The organism is Streptomyces sp. NPDC104313 (genome assembly GCF_055583985.1).
This window is the reverse complement of the sequence record NZ_JBVJMW010000007.1, coordinates 322,241-346,737: the sequence shown is the minus strand read 5'-3', so window position 1 is coordinate 346,737 and position 24,497 is coordinate 322,241. Positions and strand designations below refer to the sequence as shown.

Sequence of the window (24,497 nt, the reverse complement as noted above, 5' to 3'; positions counted from 1 at the left end):
GTCGGCCTCCTTCCGGGTGATGAGGACCGCTCAGAAGGGGCCGGGAAAGACGAAACGCCCCAGCACAGGTGCCAGGGCGCGGCTCGACCGAACAGAGTCCGGGAGCGTTCCACAGTCACCTGCGCAGGTCGTCCGATCTAGCGGAACCTTCGGTCACCGTCCCTCTTGCGAGGCACAGTGACGACCAGCGGTCTTTGGCTTCTTGGTGAGAGTACGCGACCGGATGGGGGACGAGCAAATCCGTCCCCGTTCGTCCGTCACGGGAGGTGTCAGGAGACGCCGCCCGGGGTAGCGCCCTGCTGCTTCAGCATCTCCTTGAAGTCCACGGTGTCCGAGGCCGCCGGCTTCCGGGAGGAGACCTCGGTGCCGTAGTCGCTGTAGAAGAGCGTCGAGTCGAACGTGCCGGTCTTCATCTCGCCACGCTCGGTCTTCTTCACCAGCAGGTCGTTCTTGTCGACCCAGATGTCGACGGTCTGGGTGGTCACCCCGGCCAGGGCGAGCTGCTCCTTGAAGGCCGCCAGCTGCTTCGCGTCCAGGTTGCTGTTCTTCGCGGTCAGGTCGGCCACGTCGACCGTGCCGGAGTAGTGCGTCGCGGGGACCCCGCGGACGTCCTCCTGACCGACCTTCTTCACGTCGCCGGAGGCCAGGAGCGCCTTCACGCCCTGCTCGGGCGTGCTGTTTCGGACCTGGTCCTGCATGACGTCACCGGAGGCCCCGCCCAACTCGGCGAGGTCCTTGTAGGAGTACCGGATCCAGTGCTTGCCGCCGGCGTTGGCCGCCATGGCGTCGCCCATGTTGGCGTAGTACTCGTCCTTGAAGTAGCGCGCCTGGACCGATCCGTCGCCGCCGGCCTGTTTCAGGGCGTCGCCCATGGTGCCGCCGGTGTACGTGATGGTCAGCGCGCCCGAGAGTCCGTCGGCCCAGCCGATGACCCCGGACTGCTTCATGGACATGGCGCTGCCCACCTCGGTGGTGCCCTCGACCTTCGCCGACCGGGCGCCCCCGGTCTTCCGCTGCACCTGCTTCAGCGCGGCCACGGGGCTCGCCCTGGAGACGGCGCCCGCCTTGTCCTTGCCGGAGCCGCTGGATCCCCCCGAGCCCTCCGAGCCACTGCAGGCCGCTATCGACGTCAGTGCCGCCGCGGCGGCCAGAGCCGTGCCCATGCGTCGTGCCGTGCTCGTCCTCATGTAACGGTCCGCCCCTCGTGTCGTCCGTCGCCCTCCAGAACCACAGTGACACAGGGCACTGACAGCCAGAGGGCCTTACGGGTACGAGGACGGGCCCCGCACCTCGAAAGGTTGCGGGGCCCGTTCACACAGTGCACGCGTACGACGCGGCTACCGGGTGAGCACGAAAGGCTCAGACGGAGGCCGGGTCCTCCTCGACGAGGAGGTTGCGGGTGCGGTTGGAGTCCAGCGGGATGCCGGGGCCCATCGTGGTGGCCAGGGTGGCCTTCTTGATGTAGCGGCCCTTGGCGGCGGACGGCTTCAGACGGAGGATCTCGTCCAGCGCCGCTGCGTAGTTCTCCACCAGCTTGGTCTCGTCGAACGAGGTCTTGCCGATGATGAAGTGCAGGTTCGAGTGCTTGTCGACGCGGAACTCGATCTTGCCGCCCTTGATGTCGTTGACAGCCTTCACGACATCGGGGGTGACGGTGCCGGTCTTCGGGTTCGGCATCAGACCACGCGGACCGAGCACGCGGCCCAGGCGGCCGACCTTGCCCATGAGGTCCGGGGTCGCGACGACGGCGTCGAAGTCCAGACGGCCCTTCGCCACCTCGTCGATGAGCTCGTCGGCGCCGACGATGTCGGCTCCAGCGGCTTCCGCGGCCGCAGCACGGTCACCGGTCGCGAAGACCAGGACCCGGGCGGTCTTGCCGGTGCCGTGCGGGAGGTTCACGGTGCCACGGACCATCTGGTCGGCCTTGCGCGGGTCGACACCCAGGGCAAAGGCGACCTCGACGGTGCTGTCGAACTTCGTGGAGGCGGTGTCCTTGGCGATACGGACGGCCTCGAGCGGGGCGTAGTTGCGCTCCCGGTCGATCTTGGCGTCCGCAGCGCGGAGGTTCTTGCTGCGCTTCACTTCTACTCCTGTGGTTTCAGAGTGTGGAGTCGTGGTGCGGACCAGCGCTTGGTCCTACCACTGGGGGGTACGGGGCTGAATCAGCCTTCGACCGTGATGCCCATGGAACGGGCGGTGCCGGCAATGATCTTCGACGCGGCGTCGAGGTCATTGGCGTTCAGGTCGGGGAGCTTCGTCGTGGCGATCTCGCGGACCTGGGCGGCCGTCAGCTTGGCGACCTTGGTCTTGTGCGGCTCGCCGGAGCCCTTGTCCACACCCGCGGCCTTGAGGATCAGCTTGGCGGCCGGCGGAGTCTTCGTGATGAAGGTGAAGGAGCGGTCGTCGTAGACCGTGATCTCCACCGGCACGACCATGCCACGCTGCGACTCGGTCGCGGCGTTGTAGGCCTTGCAGAACTCCATGATGTTGACACCGTGCTGACCGAGCGCGGGGCCGACCGGCGGGGCCGGGTTCGCCGCACCGGCGTTGATCTGGAGCTTGATAAGCCCCGTGATCTTCTTCTTCTTGGGAGGCATTGCTCTCTCCGGGTCCTAGTGAGAGTGTTTCGCCGCCAATTCCGGTCATCCGGATGGAGGCATACCGCACAACGATAACGGGTATAGCTGCGCGACCAAAAACCCAGCAGGTCAGAGCGGCTGCGAAGCCCCTCTGACCTGCTGGGTAGGCATGTGTCCAGAAACCGGCGGGAAGCGCTAGTTCTTCTGGATCTGGTCGAAGCTGAGCTCGACCGGGGTCTCGCGGCCGAAGATCTCGACGAGGCCCTTGACCTTCTTCGAGTCGGCGTTGATCTCGTTGATCGTGGCCTGAAGGGTGGCGAACGGGCCGTCCGTGACGGTGACCGAGTCGCCGACCTCGAAGTCCAGCACCTGGACCTCGACCTTGCGGGACGGAGCGGGCTTGCCCTCGGCCTCGGCGGCTTCGCGGGCGGCCTTCTCCTCGGCCTCCGGGGCGAGCATCTTGACGATCTCGTCCAGGGTCAGCGGGTACGGGTCGTAGGCGTTGCCCACGAAGCCGGTGACGCCCGGCGTGTTCCGCACGACGCCCCAGGACTCGTTCGTCAGGTCCATGCGCACCAGCACGTAGCCGGGGAGCTTGTTCTGCCGGACGTTCTTGCGCTCGCCGTTCTTGATCTGGACGATTTCCTCCTCAGGCACCTCGGCCTGATAGATGAACTCCTCCACGTTCAGCGAGACGGCGCGCTGCTCCAGGTTGGCCTTCACGCGCTTCTCGTAACCGGCGTACGTGTGGATGACGTACCACTCGCCGGGGAGAGCGCGGAGCTCCTCGCGCAGGGCGGCGACGGGGTCGACGGGGGCGGCCGGCTCGGCCTCTTCCTCGTCGGCGCTCTCGGCGGCCTCTTCCTCAGCGGCCTCGTCCTCGACGGAAGCGGCTGCCTCGTCGGCGGCGTCCTCGTCGGACTCCTCCGCCTCGGCCTTCACGGCGGCCTGCTCGGCGGGCTCGCCCGCGGCGAGGTCGGCGGCCTCGGCCTGGTCCGGGTCCACGGAGTCAGCAGCCTCAACGATGTCGAGCTCGTCCTTGGCGGACTCGAAGGCGCCAGCCTCGGGCTCGACGGCGTCGTTCAGGTTCGGGTCAGACACGATGGCTGCTTCTTCCTGGATACAAAGGGTGGAACGTGCGAAAGGGGCGCCGGGTCGGACGCCTTCCGCGAGATCAGCCGAAGACGTACTTGATGACCCGGGCGAAGCCCATGTCGAGAACGGTAACAAGACCGATCATGACGACGACGAACACGATCACCACGGAGGTGTACGTCGTCAGCTGGCTACGGGTCGGCCAGACAACCTTACGGAGTTCGGCGACGATCTGGCGGTAGAACAGCGCGAGTCGACCCAGAGGGCCCTTCTTGCCGCGCTTGCCGCCCTTCCGAGTCTTCTTGGACTCGGGAGCTTCATCCTCAGCATCAGGCATGTCGATGGAGCCCACGGCGTCCGTCACGCTACTCACCTGATTCCGGGTCGTGGCCGTGCCGCGCCCGGGGGAGCCGCACGGCTGTGCAATGAAGTACGTACATGCGCACACATCCCGGCGAAGGAGTGTGTAGCAGGGCCGGAGGGACTTGAACCCCCAACCGCTGGTTTTGGAGACCAGTGCTCTACCAATTGAGCTACGACCCTTTGTGGTTTCCACCAACCTACCGCATCTTTCCCGGTGACCGGGTGCAGGAACAGTGCGGCTGGTGAAGGCCAACGACAGGTGAGTGTACGTGTTCAGGGCCACCGCGTCGAACAGACAAGTACCGACCGGCCCTGTCCGCATGCTGTCCGGGTCCTGTCCGGTCCCTGAAACCGCTGTGCCGACGGCTTTCGCGGTCTGGGAGCATGGGGCCATGAGCGCTGCAACTTCACCGTCCGAGCGCCGGGTTTCGGCCCGCATCGGTGCGATCTCCGAGTCCGCGACCCTCGCCGTCGACGCCAAGGCCAAGGCCCTCAAGGCCGCCGGGCGTCCGGTGATCGGCTTCGGGGCCGGCGAGCCCGACTTCCCGACGCCCGACTACATCGTCGACGCCGCGGTCGAGGCCTGCCGCAACCCGAAGTACCACCGCTACACCCCCGCAGGCGGGCTCCCCGAGCTCAAGGCCGCCATCGCGGAGAAGACCCTGCGCGACTCCGGCTACGAGGTCGACGCCAGCCAGATCCTGGTGACCAACGGTGGCAAGCAAGCCATCTATCAGGCCTTCGCCGCGATCCTCGATCCGGGCGACGAGGTCATCGTCCCAGCCCCGTACTGGACCACCTACCCCGAGTCGATCCGGCTCGCCGGCGGTGTCCCGGTCGAGGTCGTGGCCGACGAGACCACGGGCTACCGGGTCTCCGTCGAGCAGTTGGAGGCCGCGCGCACCGAGAAGACCAAGGTCGTCCTGTTCGTCTCGCCGTCCAACCCGACCGGCGCCGTCTACAGCGAGGCCGACGCCGAGGCCATCGGCCGCTGGGCCGTCGAGCACGGCCTGTGGGTGCTCACCGACGAGATCTACGAGCACCTCGTCTACGGCGACGCCACCTTCACCTCGCTCCCGGCGATCGTCCCCGAACTGCGCGACAAGTGCATCGTCGTCAACGGCGTCGCCAAGACGTACGCGATGACCGGCTGGCGGGTGGGCTGGTTCATCGGCCCCAGGGACGTCGTCAAGGCCGCGACCAACCTCCAGTCGCACGCCACCTCCAACGTCTCCAACGTCGCCCAGGTCGCCGCGCTCGCGGCCGTCTCCGGCCCGCTGGACGCCGTTGCCGAGATGCGCACCGCCTTCGACCGCCGCCGGGGGATCGTCGTACGGATGCTCAACGAGATCGACGGGGTGTTCTGCCCCGAGCCCGAGGGCGCGTTCTACGCCTACCCGGCGGTGAAGGACCTGCTCGGCAAGGAGATCCGCGGCAAGCGTCCGGCCACCACCGTCGAGCTGGCCGCGCTCATCCTGGACGAGGCCGAGGTCGCCGTCGTCCCGGGCGAGGCCTTCGGCACCCCGGGCTACCTGCGCCTGTCCTACGCCCTGGGCGACGACGACCTGATCGAGGGCGTCTCGCGGATCCAGAAGCTGCTGGGCGAGGCCAAGGCCTGACCGGTCGCACAACCGCTCGTACGAAAGGCGCCCCCGGCCGCTGGGATCCTCCATCGGCCGGGGGCGCCTTTCGTGTCGGCCGGGGGCGCTTTTTGTTCGAGCGGCACCCCTGAACGGGAAAGCGACTACCGCTCCGGCCCGCCCGTGCGGCAGGATCTTCCAATGGAGCGTGATGTACGTCTGTTGCCCAAGGCCCACCTGCACCTGCACTTCACCGGGTCGATGCGGCCCACCACCCTGATCGAACTCGCCGACAAGTACGGGGTCCGCCTCCCCGACGCCCTGACCGGCGGAGAGCCACCGAAACTGCGGGCGACCGACGAGCGCGGCTGGTTCCGATTCCAGCGCCTCTACGACATCGCCCGGTCGTGTCTGCGGTCGCCGGAGGACATTCACCGCCTGGTGCGCGAGAGCGCCCAGGAGGACGTCGCGGACGGCTCCGGCTGGCTCGAGATCCAGGTCGACCCCACCTCGTACGCCCCGCTGCTCGGCGGGCTGATCCCGGCCATCGAGATCATCCTCGACGCCGTGGACAGCGCCGCCAGGGACACCCGTCTGGGCATGCGCGTGGTGATCGCCGCCAACCGGATGAAGCACCCGCTGGACGCCCGCACCCTGGCCCGGCTCGCCGTGCGCTACGCGGACCGGGGCGTCGTCGGCTTCGGGCTCTCCAACGACGAGCGGCGCGGTATGGCCCGCGACTTCGACCGTGCTTTCGCGATCGCCCGCGAGGGCGGCCTGCTGGCGGCTCCGCACGGCGGGGAGCTCGCCGGGCCCTCCAGTGTGCGCGACTGCCTGGACGACCTGGAAGCCTCGCGCATCGGCCACGGCGTCAGGGCCGCGGAGGACCCCCGGCTGCTGCGCAAGCTCGCCGAGCGCGGGGTCACCTGCGAGGTCTGCCCATCGTCGAACGTGGCGCTCGGCGTCTACGAGAAGCCCGCCGATGTCCCCCTGCGCACTCTGTTCGACGCGGGCGTGCCGATGGCGCTGGGGGCGGACGATCCGCTGCTGTTCGGTTCCCGGCTGGCCGCCCAGTACGAACTGGTGCGCCGCCACCACGGCTTCACCGACGAGGAGCTGGCCGAGCTGGCCCGCCAGTCGGTGCGCGGATCTGCGGCCCCCGTGGACGTACGGGAGAAGCTGCTCTCCGGGATCGACGACTGGCTGGCTAGCTGATCCCGGACGCCCCCGGGCCGATCCCGCCCAGCAGTGTGCGGGCCAGGGAGACGGCGAATTCGTCCAGGGGCTGCGGCGGAGTACCGCCGGGGAGCGCGGCGTAGGCGAAGGCCCTTTGGGCGCACGCGCCCAGCAGCAGGGAGGCGGCGGCGTAGGTGTCCGCTTCGGCCCGGACCCGGCCCGCGCCCTGCTCGGCGCGCAGATAGGCGTCGAGCTGCTGGATCGGCAGGTGGGGACCGGCTCCCAGCCCCTCCATGCCCTGTTCGTGGCGGCGTTTGAGCCGGGGTTCGGCGTACAGGGACGCGGCCATGGGGAAGGTCTGCTCGTAGAACAGGGCGGCCACGCGGGCGATGTCGGTGAGGTTGCCCTCGACGCTGCCCTCGCCTGCGCGCAGGTCCCCGAGGAGGTTCCCGAGCCGGGGCAGCCGCTCCGCGAGAACGGTGACGAACAGTTCCTCCTTGCCGGAGAAGTACTTGTAGAGCGCGGCCTCCGAGCAGCCGGCCGCCCTGGCGATCTCCTTGGTGGTGGTCCTGGCGAGGCCGATGGAGAGCATCAGTTCGTGCGCCGCGTCGACGATCCGGACGCGGGCGGGCTTCTGGTCCATGCGTGCTCCAACAGGCCGTGACCCGGAGATCTTGACGTCCGGATGGGGAGTCACCCACCCTAGAGGTTAGTGAACACTCACCCACCAGGGAGCGCTATGAGAATCACCGTGTTCGGGGCGACCGGCGGCGTCGGCCGGGAGGCCGTGGGGCAGGCACTCGCGGCGGGCCACGAGGTGACGGTCGTGGTCCGCGACCCGGACCGGCTCCCGGAGCCGCTGGATCGCGCGGCGCTGCACGCCGCCGTCCGGCTGGACGATCCGGCGGCGGTGCGGGCGGCGGTGGCGGGGCGGGACGCGGTCCTCTCGGGGCTGGGCTCACGCGGCCGGAAGGCGAACGGCATCACCGAACGGCTGACCGGGCAGATCCTGACGGCGATGGAGGCCGAGGGCTCCCGGCGGCTGCTGGTGGTGAGCGCGGTGCCCGTGGGGCCGGAACCGGAGGACGACCCCTTGGTGGACCGGCTGATGCGCAAGGCGGTCGGGGCGGTCCTGGCGGAGCTGTACGCCGATCTCGCCCGGATGGAGGCGGCGTTGGCCCGCAGTGCGACGGACTGGACCGCGGTACGACCGCCGAAGCTGACGGACGGGCCGCGTACGGGCGTCTACCGGCACGTCGTGGGCGGCACGCCGCGCAGCAGCCGGTCCATCTCCCGGGCCGATGTGGCACACGCGATGCTCGCGTTGATCGAGGACCCGGCGGCCGTGCGGCAGGGCGTGGGCATCGCGTACTGACCGCGCACCGACCACGTATGTCTTCCCGCAGCCCTACGTCTTCCTACAGGCCGACGCCTCTTACAGGCTGACGCCGACCGTCACCGGCTCGTTGACCAGGGTGACGCCGAAAGCCGCGTGCACCCCGGCGACGACCTCGCGGGCCAGGGCGAGCAGGTCCTCGGTGGTGGCCGCGCCCCGGTTGGTGAGGGCGAGGGTGTGCTTGGTGGAGATGCGGGCGGGACCGCTGCCGTAGCCCTTGGTGAATCCGGCCCGGTCGATCAGCCAGGCCGCCGAGGTCTTGGTGCGGCCGTCCTCGGCGGGGAAGGCCGGGGGCGTCACGTCCGGGCCGAGGTGCTCGCCGACCCGGGTGAGGAAGTCCTGGAACGCCGCCGGTTCGAGGATCGGGTTGGTGAAGAAGGACCCCGCCGACCAGGTGTCGTGGTCCTCCGGGTCCAGCACCATGCCCTTGCCGGCGCGCAGCCGCAGCACGGTCTCGCGGGCGGCCGTCAGCGGGACGCGGTCGCCCTGCTCGACGCCCATGGATCTGGCCGTTTCGGGGTACTTCAGGGGCGCGGAAAGCCCGGCGGCCTCTTCCAGCTCGAATCGGACACGCAGCACCACGAAGCGGTCGGGTTCGGCCTTGAAGCGGCTGTGACGGTAGGAGAACGCGCACTCCGCGTTCGGAATCGTCACCGTCTCCTCGGTGCGCCGGTCGTAGGCGATGACCTCCGTGATGGTGGTGGACACCTCCTGTCCGTACGCACCGACGTTCTGGATGGGTGTCGCGCCCGCGGATCCAGGGATGCCGGCCAGGCACTCGATGCCCGCGAGTCCCGCCTCGACGGTGCGGGCAACGGCGTCGGTCCACACCTCGCCGGCCGCCAGCTCCAGGGACGTCCCCGAGAGCGTGAAGCCCTTCGTGGCGATCCGCAGGGCGGTCCCGTCGAAGCCCTTGTCCCCGATGACCAGGTTGGATCCGCCGCCGATCACCAGCAGCGGGGTGCCGCTCGCGTCGGCCTCGCGCACGGCGGCGATCACCTCGGCGTCGCTCGTGGCGGTCAGCAGCCGGGCGGCGGGGCCGCCGAGCCGGAAGGTGGTCAGGGGGGCGAGGGGGGCGTCGTGGAGTTCCTGCACGGGGACAAGAGTACGGTCCGCGCCCCCGCCGCTCGTGCGGGGCCACGGACCGTACGCCGGGGCCGGGCCCCGTCCGGCGGACCCGTTCAGGATCCGTCGGGCACACCGGAGACGGGCCCAGGCGGCCACCGGCCCCGATCCGGACGGCGGGCGCCGTCCTGTCCGCGAACAGCCGCGGTGAACCGTGACCGGGCGGCCCCCGACGGCGGCGGGGTACGTCTCAGGCGAGCCGGACCACGGCCCGGGACATCCCCAGCACCTTCTTGCCGTCGCACAGAGCGACCAGATCCACCCGGACCAGGTTGTCGTCCAGCTTCGCCGCGACCTTGCCGCTGACCTCGATCAGCGCGCCCTTGTCGTCGTTGGGGACGACGACCGGCTTCGTGAAACGCACCCCGTAGTCGACGACCGCGCCCGGGTCGCCGACCCAGTCCGTGACCACCCGGATCGCCTCGGCCATCGTGAACATGCCGTGCGCGATCACATCCGGCAGCCCGACCTCGCGCGCGAACTTCTCGTTCCAGTGGATGGGGTTGAAGTCACCCGAGGCGCCCGCGTACTGCACGAGTACGGCTCGCGTCACCGGGAACGTCCGCCCCGGCAGTTCCGTACCGACCTCGACCGACCCGTAAGAGACCTTCGCCGTCATCACGCCTCCTCGGCGGCGCGCGCCACCAGCTTCGTGAGCGCCGTGACCACCAGCTCACCGGCCTCGTCGTGCACATCCCCGCGAATGTCGAGAACGTCGTTGCCCGCCAGGGACTTGATGCTCTCGATCGTCGAGGTGACCGTCAGCCGGTCCCCCGCCCGCACCGGACGCACGTAACTGAACTTCTGGTCCCCGTGGACCACCCGGCTGTAGTCCAGGCCCAGCTGCGGGTCCTGCACCACCTCTCCGGCGGCCCGGTAGGTGATCGAGAAGACGAACGTGGGCGGCGCGATCACATCGGCGTGGCCGAGTGCACGGGCGGCCTCCGCGTCGACGTACGCCGGATGGGTGTCGCCCACCGCCTCGGCGAACTCGCGGATCTTCTCCCGGCCGACCTCGTACGCCGGAGTGGGCGGATAGGTCCGCCCCACGAAGGACTGGTCGAGCGCCATGAGCTCGCTACCTCCTGATGAAAGACGAATAAGGGCACGCCCCCGTGCGGGAACGACCCCATACAACGACACGAGGCCGCCCCCAGGAGGGGACGGCCTCGTGTACGAGCCTGATTCAGCGCGTTTCGCGGTGCGCGGTGTGCGAGTTGCAGCGCGGGCAGTGCTTCTTCATCTCAAGACGGTCCGGGTTGTTACGCCGGTTCTTCTTGGTGATGTAGTTCCGCTCCTTGCACTCCACGCAGGCCAGCGTGATCTTCGGGCGGACGTCGGTGGCAGCCACGTGAGTGCTCCTTGGACGGACGGTGGACGGATGAACGCATAAAAGGGTAGCCGATCGAAGGACCGACCCAACAATCGGCTACCGTTAGTAGCGGTGACCGGACTTGAACCGGTGACACAGCGATTATGAGCCGCTTGCTCTACCGACTGAGCTACACCGCTTTGATGACGAGTCCCCCCGCCGAAGCAGGGTTTCCCGATCACCAGAGCCCCAATGCGGAATCGAACCGCAGACCTTCTCCTTACCATGGAGACGCTCTACCGACTGAGCTATTGGGGCGAGCGATGAAGACATTACACGGTCCCCCGCCGGTTGCCCAAATCCGTTTGTGCCGCACCCTCCGGCCCTCCGTCCGGGGCCTCCCACACCCCCTGATCAGGCCTTGATCCAGGCCTCCTCCGCCTCCGGAACAGGCCCGGCCGACGGCTGACACAGGCGCACCGGTACGACTATTCCGCTCCTCCCGGACGCCGCCCCCGCACGCCCCTAGGGTGTGGCCACTCCGTGTGATCTTGCACCCCTCCCAGGAGCGCGATGCCTGACAGCCAGCCACGGCGGCCCGACGACAACGCGCCCGACAGCGCCGACGCAGCCACCACCGCCGACAACCCCGCCCTCGTCCTCGGCGGCGCCCGCCTCGCCGACGGCCGAGCCGTCGACGTACGTCTGAGCGGCAGCCGGATCGAGGCCGTCGGCACCGCGGGCAGTCTCACCACCCGCGGCCCCCGCATCGACCTCCGCGGCTATCTCCTGCTCCCCGCCCCGGCCGAACCCCACGCCCACAGTGACACCGCCCTCACCGCGGACAGCGCGGGCCCCGACAGTCCCGGACCCGCCTCCCACCGCGCCGAGGACATCCAGCGCCGCGCCACCGAGGCCGCCCTCCTCCAGCTCGGCCACGGCGCCACCGCCCTGCGCACCCACGTCCGCGTCGGCGACGTCCAGGGCCTCGCCCCGCTCGAAGCCGTCCTGAAAACCCGGCGCGCCCTGCGCGGCCTCGCCGACGTCATGCCCGTCGCGGTCCCCCGGCTCCTCACCGGCATCGCCGGAGCGGACAGCCTCGCGATGCTCCGGGACGCGGTCAAGATGGGCGCGGCCGTCGTCGGCGGCTGCCCCGACCTCGACCCCGACCCCACGGGCTACACCGAGGCCGTCCTGGAGATCGCGGCCGAGCACGGCTGCCCCGTGGACCTGCACACCGACGGCGACGACCCCGCCCGCCTGGCCCGGCTCGCCACGATGGCCGCCGGCCTGCGCCCCGGCGTCACGCTCGGTCCCTGCGGCGGCCTGGCCCACCTGCCCCTGGACACCGCGGCCCGTGCCGCCGACCGGCTCGCCGCCGCCGGGATCACCGTGGTCTGCCTGCCCCAGGGGGGCTGCGCCGGTGCGGAGCGCCGTACGACCGCCCCCGTACGCCTGCTGCGCTCCGCCGGCGTACGCGTCGCGGCGGGCAGCGGTGCGTTGCGGGACACGGCCAACCCGGTCGGTCGTGGCGATCCGCTCGAAGCCGCCTACCTCCTCGCCTCGCAGGCGGGGTTACGTGCCGAACAGGCGTACGCGCTGGTCTCCACGGCCGCCCGAGCGGCCCTCGGCCTTCCCGACGTGCGCGTCGAGGCGGGCTTCCCCGCCGAACTCCTCGCCGTACGCGGCGAACGGCTCTCCGCAGTGCTCTCCCTCGCCTACAGCCGCATCGTCGTGCACGGCGGCCGGATCGTCGCCCGCACCAGCGCCGTACGCGAGTACTGTGACTCCGATGCCGACGCCGCCGCGGGCCTCGGCGGACTCCCGCGCCAGGGGCGGCCCGACTCCGGCTCCGGGCCGAGGAACTGAGCGCGACCGGGCCCCCGGGCGTACGGTCGGTGGTATGCGCATTGTCATCGCAGGTGGACACGGACAGATCGCACTGCGGCTGGAGCGGCTGCTCGCCGCACGCGGGGATGAAGCCGTAGGGATCATCCGCAACCCCCAACAGAGTCAGGACCTGACCGAAGCCGGCGCCCAACCCGCCGTGCTGGACCTCGAATCGGCCACTGTGGAGCAGGCCGCGGAGGTGCTGCGGGGCGCGGACGCGGCCGTCTTCGCCGCGGGCGCGGGGCCGAACAGCGGAGTCGCCCGCAAGGACACCGTCGACCGCGACGCGGCCGTGCTGTTCGCCGACGCGGCCGAGGCCGCGGGCGTCCGCCGCTACCTCGTCGTCTCCTCGATGGGCGCAGACCCGGGCCACCCCGGCGACGAGGTCTTCGACGTGTATCTGCGAGCCAAGGGCGCCGCCGACGCCGACGTACGCTCCCGCACCACGCTGGACTGGACGATCCTGCGCCCCGGCATGCTGACCAACGACGCGGGCACCGGGCAGGTCGTCCTGGCCGCCTCGACGGGCCGCGGCCCGATCCCCCGCGACGACGTGGCGGCCACACTGCTGGAGCTGTTGGACACCCCCGCGACGGCGGGCCTCACCCTCGAGGCGATCTCCGGGAACGTGCCGGTGGCGGTGGCCGTGAAGGACGTCGCGGGCAACTGATCCGCAGTGGCCCCCTCGCCCGCGTGCCCGGACAACGAGGAAGCCCCCGACCGGAAGAACCGGTCGGGGGCTTCGTTCGCGTGGCGGCGCCAGGGTTCGAACCTGGGTAGGCTGAGCCGGCAGATTTACAGTCTGCTCCCTTTGGCCACTCGGGCACACCGCCTCGAACGACGCGTTGGATCTCGTGATGATCTCCTTGGCGACGACATGAACAATACCTGATGGTCCGGGGTGCTCCGCCACCTGATTGGTCAGCGGCCGGAGGGGGCGGCGGTGGCTAGGCTTGCGCTGTATCCCCAGCATTCGACGCAAGGAGCCACACGTCATGGCCGACTCCAGTTTCGACATCGTCTCGAAGGTCGAGCGGCAGGAGGTCGACAACGCCCTCAACCAGGCCGCCAAGGAGATCTCCCAGCGTTACGACTTCAAGGGCACGGGCGCCTCGATCTCGTGGTCGGGCGAGAAGATTCTGATGGAGGCGAACGGCGAGGAGCGCGTCAAGGCCATCCTCGACATCTTCCAGTCCAAGCTGATCAAGCGCGGCATCTCGCTGAAGTCGCTGGACGCCGGTGAGCCGCAGCTCTCCGGCAAGGAGTACAAGATCTTCGCCACGATCGAGGAAGGTATCTCCCAGGACAACGCCAAGAAGGTGGCGAAGATCATCCGGGACGAGGGCCCGAAGGGCGTCAAGGCGCAGGTCCAGGGTGACGAGCTGCGGGTCAGCTCGAAGAGCCGGGACGATCTGCAGGCCGTACAGGCGCTGCTGAAGGGGCAGGACTTCGACTTCGCGGTGCAGTTCGCGAACTACCGGTGATCAACCGCTCCGATCCGTACGGGCGTTGCCGGATCGCTTGAGCCGAGCTGAGGCGAGCCCGGGCTGGACTGGGCTGGACTGGGCTGGACTGGGCTGAGTACGACGGGGGCACGCCGCCGAGGCCGACCTCGACGGTGTGCCTCTTCGTGTGCCGGACCCCGGGACGAGGGTGCGATGTCCGTATACCGCCGGTGGGGTGCGGCGGGCGGGCGCAGACTGGCCGTACCGACCGGGGAAGTGAGAAGGCATGACGACGACGGTGTACGCGCGGGTGGAGAGCCCGCTGGGCGAGTTGCTGCTGGTCGGCGAGGTAGTGGCGGACGGGCCGGACGTGGCCGGGGTGGCCGGTGTCCGGCTGCGCTCGCTGTCGGTGCCCGGCCAGAAGGGCGGCGTGGTCGTCCAGGACGACTGGCGGCACGCCCCCGAGGCGTTCGCGGAGGTCTCCCGGCAGTTGGAGGCGTACTTCGCGGGGCGCTCGACACGGTTCGACGTGCCGCTGGCGGAGGGTGCGGGCACGGAGTTCCAGCGGCGGGTCTGGGCGGTGCTGGAGTCGATCCCCTACGGAAGCACGGTGTCGTACGGGGAGGTCGCGGCGCGGGTCGGGGCCTCGGGTGCGGGGGTGCGGGCGGTGGGCACGGCGATCGGGCGCAATCCGTTGCTGGTCGTGCGGCCGTGCCACCGGGTGATCGGGGCGGACGAGGCGCTGCGGGGGTACGCGGGTGGGCTGGAGCGGAAGAAGCTGCTGCTGGGGATCGAGGGCGGGGCGGGCTGAGCCGTGGTGCCAGGGCTGCCGCCGTCCTCGGACGGCCTGTTCCGGCGGCCGCGGAGGGTGGTCGCGCCGGGGGCCGTCCATGTGCCGGAGTGGCTGACGGTGGAGCGGCGGGCGGAGTTGGTGGCGGCGTGTCGTCAGTGGGCGCGGGGGCCGGTCCCGTTGCGGCACACGGTGCTGCCGGGCGGTGGGGTGATGTCGGTGCGGACGGTGTGCCTGGGGTGGCACTGGCGGCCGTACCGATACGTGCGTAGGGCTGACGACGTGAATGGCGCCCGAGTGGCCGCGTTCCCGGACTGGCTGGGCGATCTGGGGCGGGCGGCGGTGGCCGAGGCCTACGGGGACGAGCGTGCGGCGGAGGCGTTCGCTCCGGATACCGCGCTGATCAACTTCTATGACGAAACCGCGCGCATGGGCATGCATCAGGACAAGGAGGAGTGGTCGAGTGCTCCTGTGGTGTCGTTGAGCATCGGGGCGAGGTGCGTGTTCCGCTTCGGGAACTCGGAGGGACGCGGGCAGCCCTACACGGATGTGGAGTTGGCGTCCGGGGATCTGTTCGTCTTCGGCGGGCCGTCGCGTTTCGCGTTCCACGGGGTGCCGAAGGTGTACGCGGGACCGGCCGACCCGGCCGCGGGGCTGCGGGCCGGCCGGTTGAACCTGACGTTGCGGGAGACCGGGATGACGTCACGGGACGTGCGGTAGGAAGCGGTGTGCGCCGGCCGCTCGCCGGTCCGGTGTCCGCCCTCGGGTCAGCGGCGTTCGCGGGAGTTGCCGAACAGCAGCCGGTAGGCGATGAGCAGCACCAGCGAACCGGCGATGGCGGCGATCCAGGTCGCGGTGTCGTAGAAGCCGTTGCTGATGGGGCGGTCGAGGAACCTGCTGGAGAGCCAGCCTCCGACGAAGGCCCCGGCGATGCCGATGAGGGTGGTGCCGATGATGCCGCCCGGGTCGCGTCCCGGGAGGAGGATTTTCGCTATGACTCCGGCGAGCAGCCCGAGAATGATCCAACTGATGATGCCCATGTCGCTTCACCTACCCCTTGCTTCGTCTTGGAACCCAAGACGTCGCGGGCATGCGTTCGGTTGCCCGGGGCGCGTCCGTCGAGGTCTGAGCGGACGCCGGCGGACATACCCCGCTCCGGTGGGCGGCAGGGCGGGCTACCGGGCTGCGAAGGGCTGATCCGTGCGGACGATCTCCTTGCCGAAGGGCATGAGGGAGACGGGGATCAGCTTGAAGTTGGCGATGCCCAGGGGGATGCCGATGATCGTGATGCACAGGGCGATGCCGGTGGTGATGTGGCCGAGGGCGAGCCACCATCCGGCGAGGACCAGCCAGAGGACGTTCCCCACGCAGGAGGGCGAGCCCGCGTCCCGGCGGTCGACGACGGTGTAGCCGAACGGCCAGAGGGCGTAGACGCCGATCCTGAAGGCGGCGAGCCCGAAGGGGATGCCGATGATGGTGATGCAGAGCAGGAGGCCCGCGACCAGGTAGCCGAGGAACATCCAGAATCCGCAGAGGATCAGCCAGATGACGTTCAGGATGGTTTTCACGGGCGATGACCTGCCATCTGTTCTAGTCGGGCGATCCGCTCCGCCATCGGCGGGTGGGTCGAGAACATCCTCGCCGCCCCCCGGCCGGGGCGGAACGGGTTCGCGATCATCATGTGGCTCGCGGTCTCGATCCTGGGCTCGGGCGGCAGCGGGAGCTGTTTCGTTCCGGCGTCGAGCTTGCGCAGGGCGCTGGCGAGGGCCAGCGGGTCGCCGGTGAGCTGGGCCCCGGACGCGTCGGCCTCGTACTCCCGGGAGCGGCTGACGGCGAGCCGGATGACGGAGGCGGCGAGCGGTCCCAGGATCATGATCAGGAGCATCCCGAGGAGGCCGGGTCCCTCGTCGTCGTTGGAGCGGCCCACCGGGATGAGCCAGGCGAAGTTGACCAGGAACATCACGACGGAGGCGAGGGCTCCGGCGACGGACGCGATGAGGATGTCCCGGTTGTAGACATGGCTCAGCTCGTGGCCGAGGACGCCGCGCAGCTCGCGTTCGTCGAGGATCTGGAGGATGCCCTCGGTGCAGCAGACGGCGGCGTTGCGCGGGTTGCGGCCGGTGGCGAACGCGTTGGGCGCCTGCGTCGGGGAGATGTAGAGGCGCGGCATGGGCTGGCGGGCCGCCGTGGAGAGCTCGCGGACGATGCGGTAGAGCTGCGGCGCCTCGAACTCGCTGACGGGGCGGGCGCGCATGGCCCGCAGGGCGAGCTTGTCGCTGTTCCAGTATGCGTAGGCATTGGTGCCGACGGCTACCAGGAGCGCGACGACGAGGCCCGTACGTCCGAAGAAACTGCCGATGATGATGATGAGTGCGGACAGTCCCCCGAGGAGTACGGCGGTCTTCAGCCCGTTGTGCCGGCGGTGCACGGTACGCCCTCCAAGTGGTGCAGCAGGGGAACCCTTTGCATGGTGGTGCTCCACTCCCCAGTGGAGCCTCCTGTACTGGTCAACGCCAGGCGAGAGGAGCTAGTTCCCTTGTGCGTGCGGCCGGAGGGCGGGGGCTGTGCCGTGTGTTCGCGCCGGTCGGGCGCCCCGCCCCGTACGGAGTGGCGCTGGGCCGTACGGGTGGCGGGGCGCCTCGTGGTGCGACGGTCCTACAAGTAGTCGTCCACTTGTCGTGCGGCGCGGTGCGGTCGGTGCCGCTGTGTCTGTCAGTGCCGTTGTGCGGTCAGTGCTGCTGTTCGGGGAGCTTGGCGAGGGAGAGTGCCTCGGGGTCGGGCTCGACCTCGCTGGTGCAGTGGCCGCAGCGCGAGGCGACGGCGGGGATCTCGCTGAAGCAGCGCGGGCAGTCGCGGAGGGCGGCCTTGATGTCGACGGCCTCCGCCTCTTCCTCCTTCGCGAAGCGGTTCTGCACCTTGGCCATGGGGACCACGACGCAGAAGTACAGCACCGCGGCGGTGATCAGGAAGGCGATCGCGGCGCTGATGAAGAGGCCGTAGGGGAACTTCACACCGTCGACCTCGTAGAAGGCCTTGCTGAAGTCTCCGGTGCCGCGGGTGGCGAGACCGATCAGCGGCGTGATGAAGGCATTGCTGAAGCCCGTGACGACGGCGGTGAAGGCGGCCCCGACCGCGAGACCGATCGCCATCGAGATGACGTTCCCGCGCAGGATGAAGTCCTTGAACCCGTTCAGCACTGCTCTCTCTCCTCTTGTTCCGACACGTCCACGCCGATTACGTGACGTATGCAGCCAAGACCATGCCCTGTGGCGGGGGCCGCGGGCAAACCGATCTTGCGGAGCCGGGACGCCTCAGAAAAGGCTGACGGAGGCGAAGCGCAGGACGGCCTGCGGGACCCCGGAGAGCAGGATTCCGGCGGTGGCGGTGAGCACGATCGCCGTGGTGAGCGGGGCGGGGGTCCGGAATCGGCGCGCTGCGACGGAGGCCGTGGATCCGGTGGGGGCACCGGTGGTTTCCTGGGTGCCCTCGGGCGCACGGAAGAGGATCGCGGTCCACTGAAGGTAGTAGAAGAGGGCGATCACCACGTTGACGGCCATGACGACGGCGAGCCAGCCGAGGCCCGCGTCTACGGCCGCGGAGAAGACCGTGACCTTCGCGAAGAGCCCGATGATGCCGGGCGGCAGTCCGGCCAGGCAGAGCAGGAAGAACCCGAGGGCCAGGGCCGCGAGCGGACGGGTGGCGTACAGGCCCCGGTAGTCGGAGAGCCGGTTGCCCGGGTGCGTACGGGCGACGACGGCGGCGACCGCGAACGCGCCCAGGTTCACGACGGCGTACATGAGGGCGTACGCCACGGTGGAGCCGATCTGGTCGTCGCTGGAGTACGCGGCGGCGGCGATCGGGACCAGGAGGTAGCCGGCCTGGGCGACGGAGGACCAGGCGAGGAGGCGGACGGCGCTGCGGGAGCGGGCGGCGTTCTGGCGGAGGGCCGCGACGTTGCCGATGGTCATCGTGAGAGCGGCGAGGACGGCGAGGGCGGGCCCCCAGACGTCGGCGTAGGAGGGGAACGCGATGACGGTCACCAGAATGAGGCCCGAGAACCCGACGGCCTTCCCCACGACGGAGAGATAGGCGGCGATCGGGAGGGGCGCGCCGACATAGGTGTCGGGGACCCAGAAGTGGAAGGGCGCGGCGGCGGTCTTGAAGGCGAAGCCGACGAGCGTGAGGACGACACCGGTCTTGGTGAGGGTGTCGAGCACCGGGGGCACGTCGTCGATGCGGGCGGCGATCTCGGTGAGGTGCAGAGTGCCGGTGGTCGCGTACACGAAGCTGACGCCGAGCAGCATGACGGCGGTGGCGACGACGGAGGAGAGGAAGAACTTCCAGGCGGCCTCGGAGGAGCGCCGGTCGCCGCGCACGATGCCGACGAGGGCGAACGCGGGCAACGAGGCGACTTCGAGGGCGACGACAAGCGTGGCGAGGTCGCGGGAGGCGGGCAGCAGGCTGGCCCCGGCGGCGGAGGCCAGGAGCAGGAACCAGTACTCCCCCGCCGGCAGTTTCCGGGTGTCGTCGAGCGAGAGCAGGACGGTGAGGAACGCGCCGCCGAGGACGAGGGCCTGGATGACGAGGGTGAAGTGGTCGGCGGTGTAGCTGCAGGCCTGGGTGCCGGTGGTGACGCAGAAGGTGGCCCGGTCCCCGGCGCGCAGGGGGATCAGCAGCGCCAAGGCGGCGGCCAGCGCGGTGAGGGCGCCGTAGCCGAGGAGCCGCTTGCGGTGCGCGGGCAGGAACAGGTCGGCGACGAGGACGATCAGGGCGGCCAGAGCGGTGAGGGTGGGGGGCGCGATGGCGAGCCAGTCGATGGTCTGGACGAGGCTGGGGGCGTCGGCCGCGACGAGGCTTCCGGCGGCGTCGCCGGTCCCGGGGGGCGGGCCGGGGGCGGTGGCGTGCGCGACGAGGCCACCGGCGGTGGTGCTGAGGTCCGTGGTCACGACCTGCCTCCTGCGAGGAGCTGCTGCACGGCCGGGTCGGTGAGGCCGAGGAGGACGGCGGGCCAGAGACCGGCGAGGACGGTGAGCGCGGCGAGCGGGGTCCAGGCGACGGCTTCGTACGTCTGGATGTCGGCGAGCTGCGGAGGGGTGGCGGGCCGGGCTCCGGCGGCTCCGGACGGTCGGGGGTCATCCGCCGTTCGCGGGGCGTCCGGGGCCTGCGCGGCGTGCCGGTCGGGCGACAGCCGGGAGAGGGGCGGGTGCTCGCCCATGCAGACGCGGCGGACGACGAGGAGCATGTACGCGGCGGTGAGCAGAGTGCCGAACGCCCCGATGGCCATGAAGGTGCGGAAGGCGGGGCGGCTGAGACCTTCGGCGGGGCTGTACGCGCCGAACAGCGTGAGCATCTCGCCCCAGAATCCGGCCAGCCCGGGGAGGCCGAGCGAGGCGACGGCGGCGAAGGCGAGCAGTGCGCCGAGGCGGGGGGCGCGACCGTAGAGGGCGGCCCCGGTCGCTCCGGCGAGGGTGTCGAGGTCGGCGGTTCCGTAACGGTCCTTGATCGCGCCGACCAGGAAGAACAGCAGGCCGGTGATGAGGCCGTGGGCGATGTTGGCGAAGAGCGCGCCGTTGACTCCGGTGGGGGTCATGGTCGCGATGCCGAGCAGGACGAAGCCCATGTGCCCGACGGACGAGTAGGCGATGAGCCGCTTGAGGTCGCCCTTGGCGCCGGTACGGGCCAGGGCCAGGCAGGCGAGGGAGCCGTAGACGATGCCGACGACGGCGAACGCCGCGAGGTAGGGCGCGAAGGTCCGCATGCCGTCGGGGGCGATGGGGAGCAGGATCCGGATGAATCCGTACGTTCCCATCTTCAGCAGGACGCCCGCGAGGAGCACCGATCCGACGGTGGGGGCGGCGGTGTGGGCGTCGGGGAGCCAGCTGTGCAGGGGCCACATCGGGGTCTTCACGGCGAGGCCGAGACCGATCGCGAGTACGGCGATGACCTGCACGGATGTGGTGAGGCCCCGGCCGTTGTCAGTGGCGAGTGCCACCATGTCGAAGGTGCCGCTCTTCAACCCGATGAGGAGGATGCCCAACAGCATGACGACCGAGCCGAGCAGGGTGTAGAGGATGAATTTCCAGGCGGCTGCCTGCCGCCTGCCGTCGCCCCAGCGGGCGATGAGGAAGTACATCGGGATGAGGACCATCTCGAAGGCGAGGAAGAAGAGCAGCAGGTCGAGGACGGCGAAGGCGGCGAGGGTGCCGGACTCCAGGACGAGGACGAGGGCGACGAAGGCCTTCGGTGAGGGGCCCGCGGGCAGCTTGAAGTAGCTGTACAGCGCGCAGAGGAAGGTCAGCAGCGCGGTCAGGACCAGGAGGGGGAGCGAGATGCCGTCGATGCCGAGGTGGATACGGACGTCGAGCGCCGGGATCCAGCTGATGTCGGTGGTCGCCTGCATCGTGGCGGGGTGGTCGTGGTCGAAGCCGGCGGCCAGGACGATCGCGGCGATGAGGACGGCGCCGGTGATGGTCACCCCGTGGCGGAGCACGGCCTGGTCGGGGTTCTTCCCCTTGAGCCCGGGCGGGGCGGGGAGCAGGGCCGCGACGGCGCCGAGGAGCGGGGCGCCGACGACGAACGCCAGAAGGAACTGCATCACGGACGCATTGATATCGATCACGGTCACGACCCCGCGTTGACGTTGGCGAAGGCGACGGCGGCGATCGCCAGGACGAGGGACCCGGCGAGCAGGGCGCTGACGTAGGTCTGCACGTTGCCGGTCTGGGCCCGGCGGACGGCGGTGCCGAGGAGGCGGGTGACGGCGCCCGTTCCATTGACGTAGGTGTCGACGACCTCGCGGTCCAGGAAGCGGACCAGGCGGGCGGCTCCCTGGACGGGGCGGACGAACAGCACCGTGTACAGGGCGTCGAGGTGGAAGCCGGTGGCCGCGTGGCGGTGCAGGGGGCCGAGGAGGAGCCTGCCGGGGTCGGCCGGGTCGGGGGCGTCCGCGATGGTGCCGTAGACGGCGGTGTGGGACGTCATGGCCTCGGCTTCGACGAGGGCGGGTTCGACACCGGGGTGGGCGGTGACGGCTCCGATGGGGGTGCGGGCGGCGAGGGAGCCGGTGTGCCGCCACGCGCCGTAGGTGACGAGGCCGCCGATGAGCGTGACGCCGGTGGAGAGGACTGCTGTGGTGAGGGACGGCGCGAGGCTGTGCCCGTCGAACCAGTCGCCGATCATGCCGACGGTGAGGCCGAAGCCGATCGTGGGGACGGCAAGGACCCACAGGACGGAGGTCATGGCGACGGGCTGCCTGCCGTGGTCGGGGACTTCCGCGCCGCGCCCGCGGAAGGCGAGGAGCCAGAGGCGTACGGCGTAGGCGGCGGTCAGGACGGCGGCGAGGAGCCCGGCGGCCAGGATCGTCCACCCTGCGGCGGCCGGGGCGACGCTCCGGTCCCCGAGGGCCGTGTGCTCGGCGGCGACGAGGACGGCTTCCTTGGAGAAGAAGCCGGCGAACGGGGGGATGGCGGCCAGCGCGAGGAGCGCGACGGTCATCGTCCAGAAGGCGTCCGGGACACGGCGGGCGAGGCCCCCCATCCGGGACATGGCGGCGAGCGAGTTGGTGCCCGCGGCGTGGATGACGACGCCCGCGGCGAGGAAGAGGACCGCTTTGAACGCACCGTGCGAGATCAGGTGGAAGACGGCCGCGCCCCGGTCTCCGACGGCCAGGGCGCCCGACATGTAGCCGAGCTGGCCGATGGTCGAGTAGGCGAGGACGCGTTTGATGTCGTCCTGGGCGAGGGCCGCGAGCCCGGACCCGATCATCGTGATGGCGGCCATCACGGCGAGGACGACGAGCGCCGCGCCGGAGGACGCGAAGACGGGCAGCAGACGGGCCACGAAGTAGATGCCGGCGGCGACCATCGTCGCGGCGTGGATGAGCGCGGAGACGGGGGTGGGGCCGGCCATCGCGTCGGGCAGCCAGGTGTGCAGGGGGAATTGGGCCGACTTGCCCGCGACGCCCGCGAGGAGCAGCAGGGCGATGAGGGTGGGGTGGTCGAGTCCGCCGTTGCCGACCGCGGCGAGGATCTTGGTGATCCGGAAGCTGCCGGTGTCGGCGGCCAGCGCGAACAGACCGATCAGGAAGGGGACGTCGCCGAGCTTGGTGACCAGAAAGGCCTTGAGGGAGGCGGCCCGGGCCTCGGGGGTCTCCCAGTAGTGGCCGACGAGGAAGTACGAGCAGATGCCCATGATCTCCCAGCCGACCAGGAGCACCATCAGGTCGCCGGAGTAGACGACCAGGAGCATCGCGGAGGTGAAGAGGGAGACGAGGGCCGCGTAGGAGGGGTAGCGGGCGTCGTCGCGGAGGTAGGCCGTGGAGTAGAGCTGTACGCAGGTGGCGACGGTGGTGACGAGCACGGCGACCAGAACGGCGAAGCCGTCGAGGTGCAGCGCCAGGTCGATCGGGACCGAACCGGTGGGCGTGAGCTGGGTCGCGGCGTCGATGGCTCGGCCGCCGCCTTGGCGGACGGCTACGACCACGGCGAGAACGGCCGCACTGAGGGTCGGGAGGACCGCCAGCGGGCGGACGAAGCCGGGAGCGGTGCGGCCGACGGCGAGGCCGGCGAGGGCCCCGAGGAACGGGAGGAGGGGGACGAGGGCGGCGAGGGTCGTGGTGGTCACGTGGTGGCCTCTGCCTTCTTCGTCTTCCCTGTTTTCCGGTCCGCCCGGCCGGGGGTCGGCTCGGCACCATCGGCACCATCGGTGTCGGTCTCGGGGGTGTCGGGGGTGTCGGGGAGCGTCTCGGCGTCGTCGGTCTCGGCGGTGTCGCGGAGCCGGTCGATGTCGGAGGTTCCCCGGTTGCGGTAGACGGCCAGGACGATCGCGAGACCGATGCCGATCTCGGCGGCGGCGATGGCGATGGTGAAGAGCGTGAGTGCCTGGCCGGAGTGGAGGGCGTCGCGGAGCCAGACGTCGAAGGCGACGAGGTTGAGGTTGACGGCGTTGAGCATCAGCTCGACGGACATCAGGACCAGGATCGCGTTGCGGCGGGCGAGGACACCGTAGAGGCCGATGCAGAAGAGGAGGGCGGCGAGCACGGCGGGATAGGCGAGGTGCATCAGCTCTGCTCCTCCTGGCCAGGTGTGCCGGGCGAGGCGGGCGAGGCGGGCTTCACCGTCCTGGGCTTGGCCGTGCTGTTGGTGCCGGGGCGGACCGTGGTGTCCGTGTCGCGTTTGCGGGACAGGACGATCGCGCCGACGAGGGCGGCGAGCAGCAATACGGAGAGCGCTTCGAAGGGCAGCACCCAGTTCCGGAACAGGAAGGCGCCGGTGACCTCGGTGGAGCCCTGGGCAGGCCCGTCGAGGTCGATCCAGGTGGTGCGGAAGGCGTCGACCACGACCCAGACGAGGGCTGCCGCCGCAGCGACGGCCACCCCGAGGGCGACCAGCCGATTGCCCGAATCGGCGTCCGGGGAGCGGCCGATGGGGGCCCGGGTGAGCATCAGGCCGAAGAGGAGGAGGACGACGACGGAACCGACGTAGATCAGTACCTGGACCCAGGCGATGAACTCCGCGGTGAGCAGGAGGTACTCGACGGCCAGTCCGCCGAGCGCCACGACGAGCCAGAGCGCGGCGTGCACCAGTTGTTTGGTCGTGACGGTGATGACGGCGGCGCCGAGGGTGGCCAGGCCGACGAGGAGGAACGCGATCTCGACGCCGGACGGCGAGAGGAAGCCGGGGTGGTCGCCTGCGGCCGTGGTGGCGGCCGTGGAGGTGGCGTTGAGCAAGGAGGGTGCGGTGAGCAGC

27 protein-coding genes and 4 tRNA genes are annotated in these 24,497 nt (G+C 70.3%); 8 read left to right on the top strand and 23 right to left on the bottom strand.

Going from position 1 to position 24,497, the window contains the following annotated elements; genetic code table 11:
• Window positions 1–269 precede the first annotated feature (269 nt).
• From ACZ60Q_RS19485 to ACZ60Q_RS19460, 6 genes are all read right to left on the bottom strand, one after another.
• Complete coding sequence (locus ACZ60Q_RS19485) at window positions 270–1,187, bottom strand: SCO4651 family lipoprotein (protein ID WP_469635794.1); 918 nt, start codon at window positions 1,185–1,187, stop codon at window positions 270–272.
• Window positions 1,188–1,359: 172 nt separating this feature from the next.
• Window positions 1,360–2,082: a 50S ribosomal protein L1 gene (rplA, locus tag ACZ60Q_RS19480; protein WP_215107270.1), complete on the bottom strand. Its 723-nt coding sequence runs from the start codon at window positions 2,080–2,082 to the stop codon at window positions 1,360–1,362.
• An 80-nt stretch (window positions 2,083–2,162) separates the two neighbouring features.
• The gene (gene rplK, locus ACZ60Q_RS19475; protein WP_073740413.1) at window positions 2,163–2,597 is read right to left on the bottom strand and encodes a 50S ribosomal protein L11; all 435 of its coding nucleotides are present in this window, start codon (window positions 2,595–2,597) and stop codon (window positions 2,163–2,165) included.
• A 177-nt stretch (window positions 2,598–2,774) separates the two neighbouring features.
• Window positions 2,775–3,680, bottom strand: a complete 906-nt coding sequence (gene nusG, locus ACZ60Q_RS19470; RefSeq protein ID WP_469635790.1) for a transcription termination/antitermination protein NusG — start codon at window positions 3,678–3,680, stop codon at window positions 2,775–2,777.
• A 73-nt stretch (window positions 3,681–3,753) separates the two neighbouring features.
• Window positions 3,754–4,038: a preprotein translocase subunit SecE gene (gene secE / locus ACZ60Q_RS19465; RefSeq protein ID WP_469635787.1), complete on the bottom strand. Its 285-nt coding sequence runs from the start codon at window positions 4,036–4,038 to the stop codon at window positions 3,754–3,756.
• Between the two features lie 106 nt (window positions 4,039–4,144).
• Window positions 4,145–4,217: transfer RNA gene (locus ACZ60Q_RS19460), tRNA-Trp, on the bottom strand.
• Window positions 4,218–4,429: 212 nt separating this feature from the next.
• On the opposite strand from ACZ60Q_RS19460, the gene ACZ60Q_RS19455 reads away from it, so the two are divergent.
• Window positions 4,430–5,656, top strand: a complete 1,227-nt coding sequence (locus ACZ60Q_RS19455) for a pyridoxal phosphate-dependent aminotransferase (protein ID WP_469635784.1) — start codon at window positions 4,430–4,432, stop codon at window positions 5,654–5,656.
• Window positions 5,657–5,818: 162 nt separating this feature from the next.
• Window positions 5,819–6,832, top strand: a complete 1,014-nt coding sequence (locus ACZ60Q_RS19450; RefSeq protein WP_469635782.1) for an adenosine deaminase — start codon at window positions 5,819–5,821, stop codon at window positions 6,830–6,832.
• Here the strand turns inward: ACZ60Q_RS19450 and ACZ60Q_RS19445 are convergent.
• A complete protein-coding gene (locus tag ACZ60Q_RS19445) occupies window positions 6,825–7,436 on the bottom strand; it encodes a TetR/AcrR family transcriptional regulator (RefSeq protein ID WP_469635779.1) in 612 nt (203 codons plus the stop codon). The genes ACZ60Q_RS19450 and ACZ60Q_RS19445 overlap by 8 nt on opposite strands.
• A 96-nt stretch (window positions 7,437–7,532) precedes the next feature.
• Here ACZ60Q_RS19445 and ACZ60Q_RS19440 point away from each other — a divergent pair, with 96 nt between their 5' ends.
• Complete coding sequence (locus ACZ60Q_RS19440) at window positions 7,533–8,168, top strand: NAD(P)-dependent oxidoreductase (protein WP_469635776.1); 636 nt, start codon at window positions 7,533–7,535, stop codon at window positions 8,166–8,168.
• A 60-nt stretch (window positions 8,169–8,228) separates the two neighbouring features.
• On the opposite strand, the gene ACZ60Q_RS19435 is transcribed toward ACZ60Q_RS19440, so the two are convergent.
• The 6 genes from ACZ60Q_RS19435 to ACZ60Q_RS19410 all read right to left on the bottom strand — a co-directional run bounded on the left by ACZ60Q_RS19435 (window position 8,229) and on the right by ACZ60Q_RS19410 (window position 10,944).
• A complete protein-coding gene (locus ACZ60Q_RS19435; protein WP_469635773.1) occupies window positions 8,229–9,284 on the bottom strand; it encodes a UDP-N-acetylmuramate dehydrogenase in 1,056 nt (351 codons plus the stop codon).
• A 220-nt stretch (window positions 9,285–9,504) separates the two neighbouring features.
• Window positions 9,505–9,933 carry a MaoC family dehydratase gene (locus ACZ60Q_RS19430; RefSeq protein WP_469635770.1) on the bottom strand — a complete coding sequence of 143 codons (429 nt, stop codon included), beginning with the start codon at window positions 9,931–9,933 and terminating at the stop codon, window positions 9,505–9,507.
• Window positions 9,933–10,385 (bottom strand): FAS1-like dehydratase domain-containing protein, encoded by a 453-nt coding sequence (locus ACZ60Q_RS19425; protein WP_469635768.1) that lies wholly within the window; start codon window positions 10,383–10,385, stop codon window positions 9,933–9,935. Before ACZ60Q_RS19425 ends, ACZ60Q_RS19430 begins: the two co-directional genes overlap by 1 nt.
• A gap of 115 nt (window positions 10,386–10,500) precedes the next feature.
• Window positions 10,501–10,665, bottom strand: a complete 165-nt coding sequence (gene rpmG, locus ACZ60Q_RS19420; RefSeq protein ID WP_003956487.1) for a 50S ribosomal protein L33 — start codon at window positions 10,663–10,665, stop codon at window positions 10,501–10,503.
• Window positions 10,666–10,753: 88 nt separating this feature from the next.
• Window positions 10,754–10,826 (bottom strand) — tRNA-Met (locus tag ACZ60Q_RS19415).
• A 45-nt stretch (window positions 10,827–10,871) separates the two neighbouring features.
• Window positions 10,872–10,944, bottom strand: a tRNA-Thr gene (locus ACZ60Q_RS19410).
• A gap of 255 nt (window positions 10,945–11,199) precedes the next feature.
• On the opposite strand from ACZ60Q_RS19410, the gene ACZ60Q_RS19405 reads away from it, so the two are divergent.
• Together ACZ60Q_RS19405 and ACZ60Q_RS19400 are read left to right on the top strand one after the other, a co-directional pair.
• Window positions 11,200–12,495: an amidohydrolase family protein gene (locus ACZ60Q_RS19405; protein ID WP_469635765.1), complete on the top strand. Its 1,296-nt coding sequence runs from the start codon at window positions 11,200–11,202 to the stop codon at window positions 12,493–12,495.
• A 34-nt stretch (window positions 12,496–12,529) separates the two neighbouring features.
• A complete protein-coding gene (locus tag ACZ60Q_RS19400) occupies window positions 12,530–13,186 on the top strand; it encodes an SDR family oxidoreductase (protein ID WP_469635762.1) in 657 nt (218 codons plus the stop codon).
• An 81-nt stretch (window positions 13,187–13,267) separates the two neighbouring features.
• Here ACZ60Q_RS19400 and ACZ60Q_RS19395 read toward each other — a convergent pair.
• A tRNA-Tyr gene (locus ACZ60Q_RS19395) sits at window positions 13,268–13,349 on the bottom strand.
• 162 nt (window positions 13,350–13,511) lie between these two features.
• On the opposite strand from ACZ60Q_RS19395, the gene ACZ60Q_RS19390 reads away from it, so the two are divergent.
• From ACZ60Q_RS19390 to ACZ60Q_RS19380, 3 genes are all read left to right on the top strand, one after another.
• Window positions 13,512–14,000, top strand: coding sequence for a YajQ family cyclic di-GMP-binding protein (locus tag ACZ60Q_RS19390; protein WP_469635759.1), 489 nt, complete (start codon window positions 13,512–13,514; stop codon window positions 13,998–14,000).
• A gap of 247 nt (window positions 14,001–14,247) precedes the next feature.
• Window positions 14,248–14,772: a methylated-DNA--[protein]-cysteine S-methyltransferase gene (locus ACZ60Q_RS19385; protein ID WP_469635756.1), complete on the top strand. Its 525-nt coding sequence runs from the start codon at window positions 14,248–14,250 to the stop codon at window positions 14,770–14,772.
• 57 nt (window positions 14,773–14,829) lie between these two features.
• On the top strand, window positions 14,830–15,471 hold the full coding sequence (locus tag ACZ60Q_RS19380) for an alpha-ketoglutarate-dependent dioxygenase AlkB family protein (RefSeq protein WP_469635949.1): 642 nt from the start codon (window positions 14,830–14,832) through the stop codon (window positions 15,469–15,471).
• A gap of 47 nt (window positions 15,472–15,518) precedes the next feature.
• On the opposite strand, the gene ACZ60Q_RS19375 is transcribed toward ACZ60Q_RS19380, so the two are convergent.
• The 9 genes from ACZ60Q_RS19375 to ACZ60Q_RS19335 form a co-directional block, all read right to left on the bottom strand.
• On the bottom strand, window positions 15,519–15,791 hold the full coding sequence (locus tag ACZ60Q_RS19375; RefSeq protein WP_469635753.1) for a GlsB/YeaQ/YmgE family stress response membrane protein: 273 nt from the start codon (window positions 15,789–15,791) through the stop codon (window positions 15,519–15,521).
• 135 nt (window positions 15,792–15,926) lie between these two features.
• Window positions 15,927–16,319, bottom strand: coding sequence for a YccF domain-containing protein (locus ACZ60Q_RS19370; protein ID WP_469635750.1), 393 nt, complete (start codon window positions 16,317–16,319; stop codon window positions 15,927–15,929).
• Entirely contained in the window at window positions 16,316–17,179 is an 864-nt protein-coding gene (gene htpX, locus ACZ60Q_RS19365) for a zinc metalloprotease HtpX (protein WP_469635747.1), read from the bottom strand. Before htpX ends, ACZ60Q_RS19370 begins: the two co-directional genes overlap by 4 nt.
• 301 nt (window positions 17,180–17,480) lie before the next feature.
• A complete protein-coding gene (mscL, locus tag ACZ60Q_RS19360; RefSeq protein WP_469635745.1) occupies window positions 17,481–17,948 on the bottom strand; it encodes a large conductance mechanosensitive channel protein MscL in 468 nt (155 codons plus the stop codon).
• A 114-nt stretch (window positions 17,949–18,062) separates the two neighbouring features.
• Complete coding sequence (locus tag ACZ60Q_RS19355) at window positions 18,063–19,697, bottom strand: NADH-quinone oxidoreductase subunit N (protein ID WP_469635742.1); 1,635 nt, start codon at window positions 19,695–19,697, stop codon at window positions 18,063–18,065.
• A complete protein-coding gene (locus tag ACZ60Q_RS19350) occupies window positions 19,694–21,346 on the bottom strand; it encodes an NADH-quinone oxidoreductase subunit M (protein WP_469635946.1) in 1,653 nt (550 codons plus the stop codon). The genes ACZ60Q_RS19355 and ACZ60Q_RS19350 overlap by 4 nt, the downstream gene beginning before the upstream one ends.
• 26 nt (window positions 21,347–21,372) lie before the next feature.
• Entirely contained in the window at window positions 21,373–23,373 is a 2,001-nt protein-coding gene (locus tag ACZ60Q_RS19345; protein ID WP_469635739.1) for an NADH-quinone oxidoreductase subunit 5 family protein, read from the bottom strand.
• Window positions 23,370–23,810: an NADH-quinone oxidoreductase subunit NuoK gene (nuoK, locus tag ACZ60Q_RS19340; protein WP_469635736.1), complete on the bottom strand. Its 441-nt coding sequence runs from the start codon at window positions 23,808–23,810 to the stop codon at window positions 23,370–23,372. The genes ACZ60Q_RS19345 and nuoK overlap by 4 nt, the downstream gene beginning before the upstream one ends.
• The gene (locus tag ACZ60Q_RS19335; protein ID WP_469635943.1) at window positions 23,810–24,496 is read right to left on the bottom strand and encodes an NADH-quinone oxidoreductase subunit J family protein; all 687 of its coding nucleotides are present in this window, start codon (window positions 24,494–24,496) and stop codon (window positions 23,810–23,812) included. Before ACZ60Q_RS19335 ends, nuoK begins: the two co-directional genes overlap by 1 nt.
• Window position 24,497 lies beyond the last annotated feature (1 nt).

What these genes read in the sequence shown, in the direction of transcription:
- ACZ60Q_RS19485 (WP_469635794.1), bottom strand. Translation starts at nt 1,187, where the DNA reads ATGAGGACGAGCACGGCACGACGCATGGGCACGGCTCTGGCCGCCGCG.
- rplK (WP_073740413.1), bottom strand. Translation starts at nt 2,597, where the DNA reads ATGCCTCCCAAGAAGAAGAAGATCACGGGGCTTATCAAGCTCCAGATC.
- ACZ60Q_RS19455 (WP_469635784.1), top strand. Translation starts at nt 4,430, where the DNA reads ATGAGCGCTGCAACTTCACCGTCCGAGCGCCGGGTTTCGGCCCGCATC.
- ACZ60Q_RS19450 (WP_469635782.1), top strand. Translation starts at nt 5,819, where the DNA reads ATGGAGCGTGATGTACGTCTGTTGCCCAAGGCCCACCTGCACCTGCAC.
- ACZ60Q_RS19445 (WP_469635779.1), bottom strand. Translation starts at nt 7,436, where the DNA reads ATGGACCAGAAGCCCGCCCGCGTCCGGATCGTCGACGCGGCGCACGAA.
- ACZ60Q_RS19440 (WP_469635776.1), top strand. Translation starts at nt 7,533, where the DNA reads ATGAGAATCACCGTGTTCGGGGCGACCGGCGGCGTCGGCCGGGAGGCC.
- ACZ60Q_RS19430 (WP_469635770.1), bottom strand. Translation starts at nt 9,933, where the DNA reads ATGACGGCGAAGGTCTCTTACGGGTCGGTCGAGGTCGGTACGGAACTG.
- ACZ60Q_RS19425 (WP_469635768.1), bottom strand. Translation starts at nt 10,385, where the DNA reads ATGGCGCTCGACCAGTCCTTCGTGGGGCGGACCTATCCGCCCACTCCG.
- ACZ60Q_RS19405 (WP_469635765.1), top strand. Translation starts at nt 11,200, where the DNA reads ATGCCTGACAGCCAGCCACGGCGGCCCGACGACAACGCGCCCGACAGC.
- ACZ60Q_RS19400 (WP_469635762.1), top strand. Translation starts at nt 12,530, where the DNA reads ATGCGCATTGTCATCGCAGGTGGACACGGACAGATCGCACTGCGGCTG.
- ACZ60Q_RS19390 (WP_469635759.1), top strand. Translation starts at nt 13,512, where the DNA reads ATGGCCGACTCCAGTTTCGACATCGTCTCGAAGGTCGAGCGGCAGGAG.
- ACZ60Q_RS19385 (WP_469635756.1), top strand. Translation starts at nt 14,248, where the DNA reads ATGACGACGACGGTGTACGCGCGGGTGGAGAGCCCGCTGGGCGAGTTG.
- ACZ60Q_RS19375 (WP_469635753.1), bottom strand. Translation starts at nt 15,791, where the DNA reads ATGGGCATCATCAGTTGGATCATTCTCGGGCTGCTCGCCGGAGTCATA.
- ACZ60Q_RS19350 (WP_469635946.1), bottom strand. Translation starts at nt 21,346, where the DNA reads ATGCAGTTCCTTCTGGCGTTCGTCGTCGGCGCCCCGCTCCTCGGCGCC.
- nuoK (WP_469635736.1), bottom strand. Translation starts at nt 23,810, where the DNA reads ATGCACCTCGCCTATCCCGCCGTGCTCGCCGCCCTCCTCTTCTGCATC.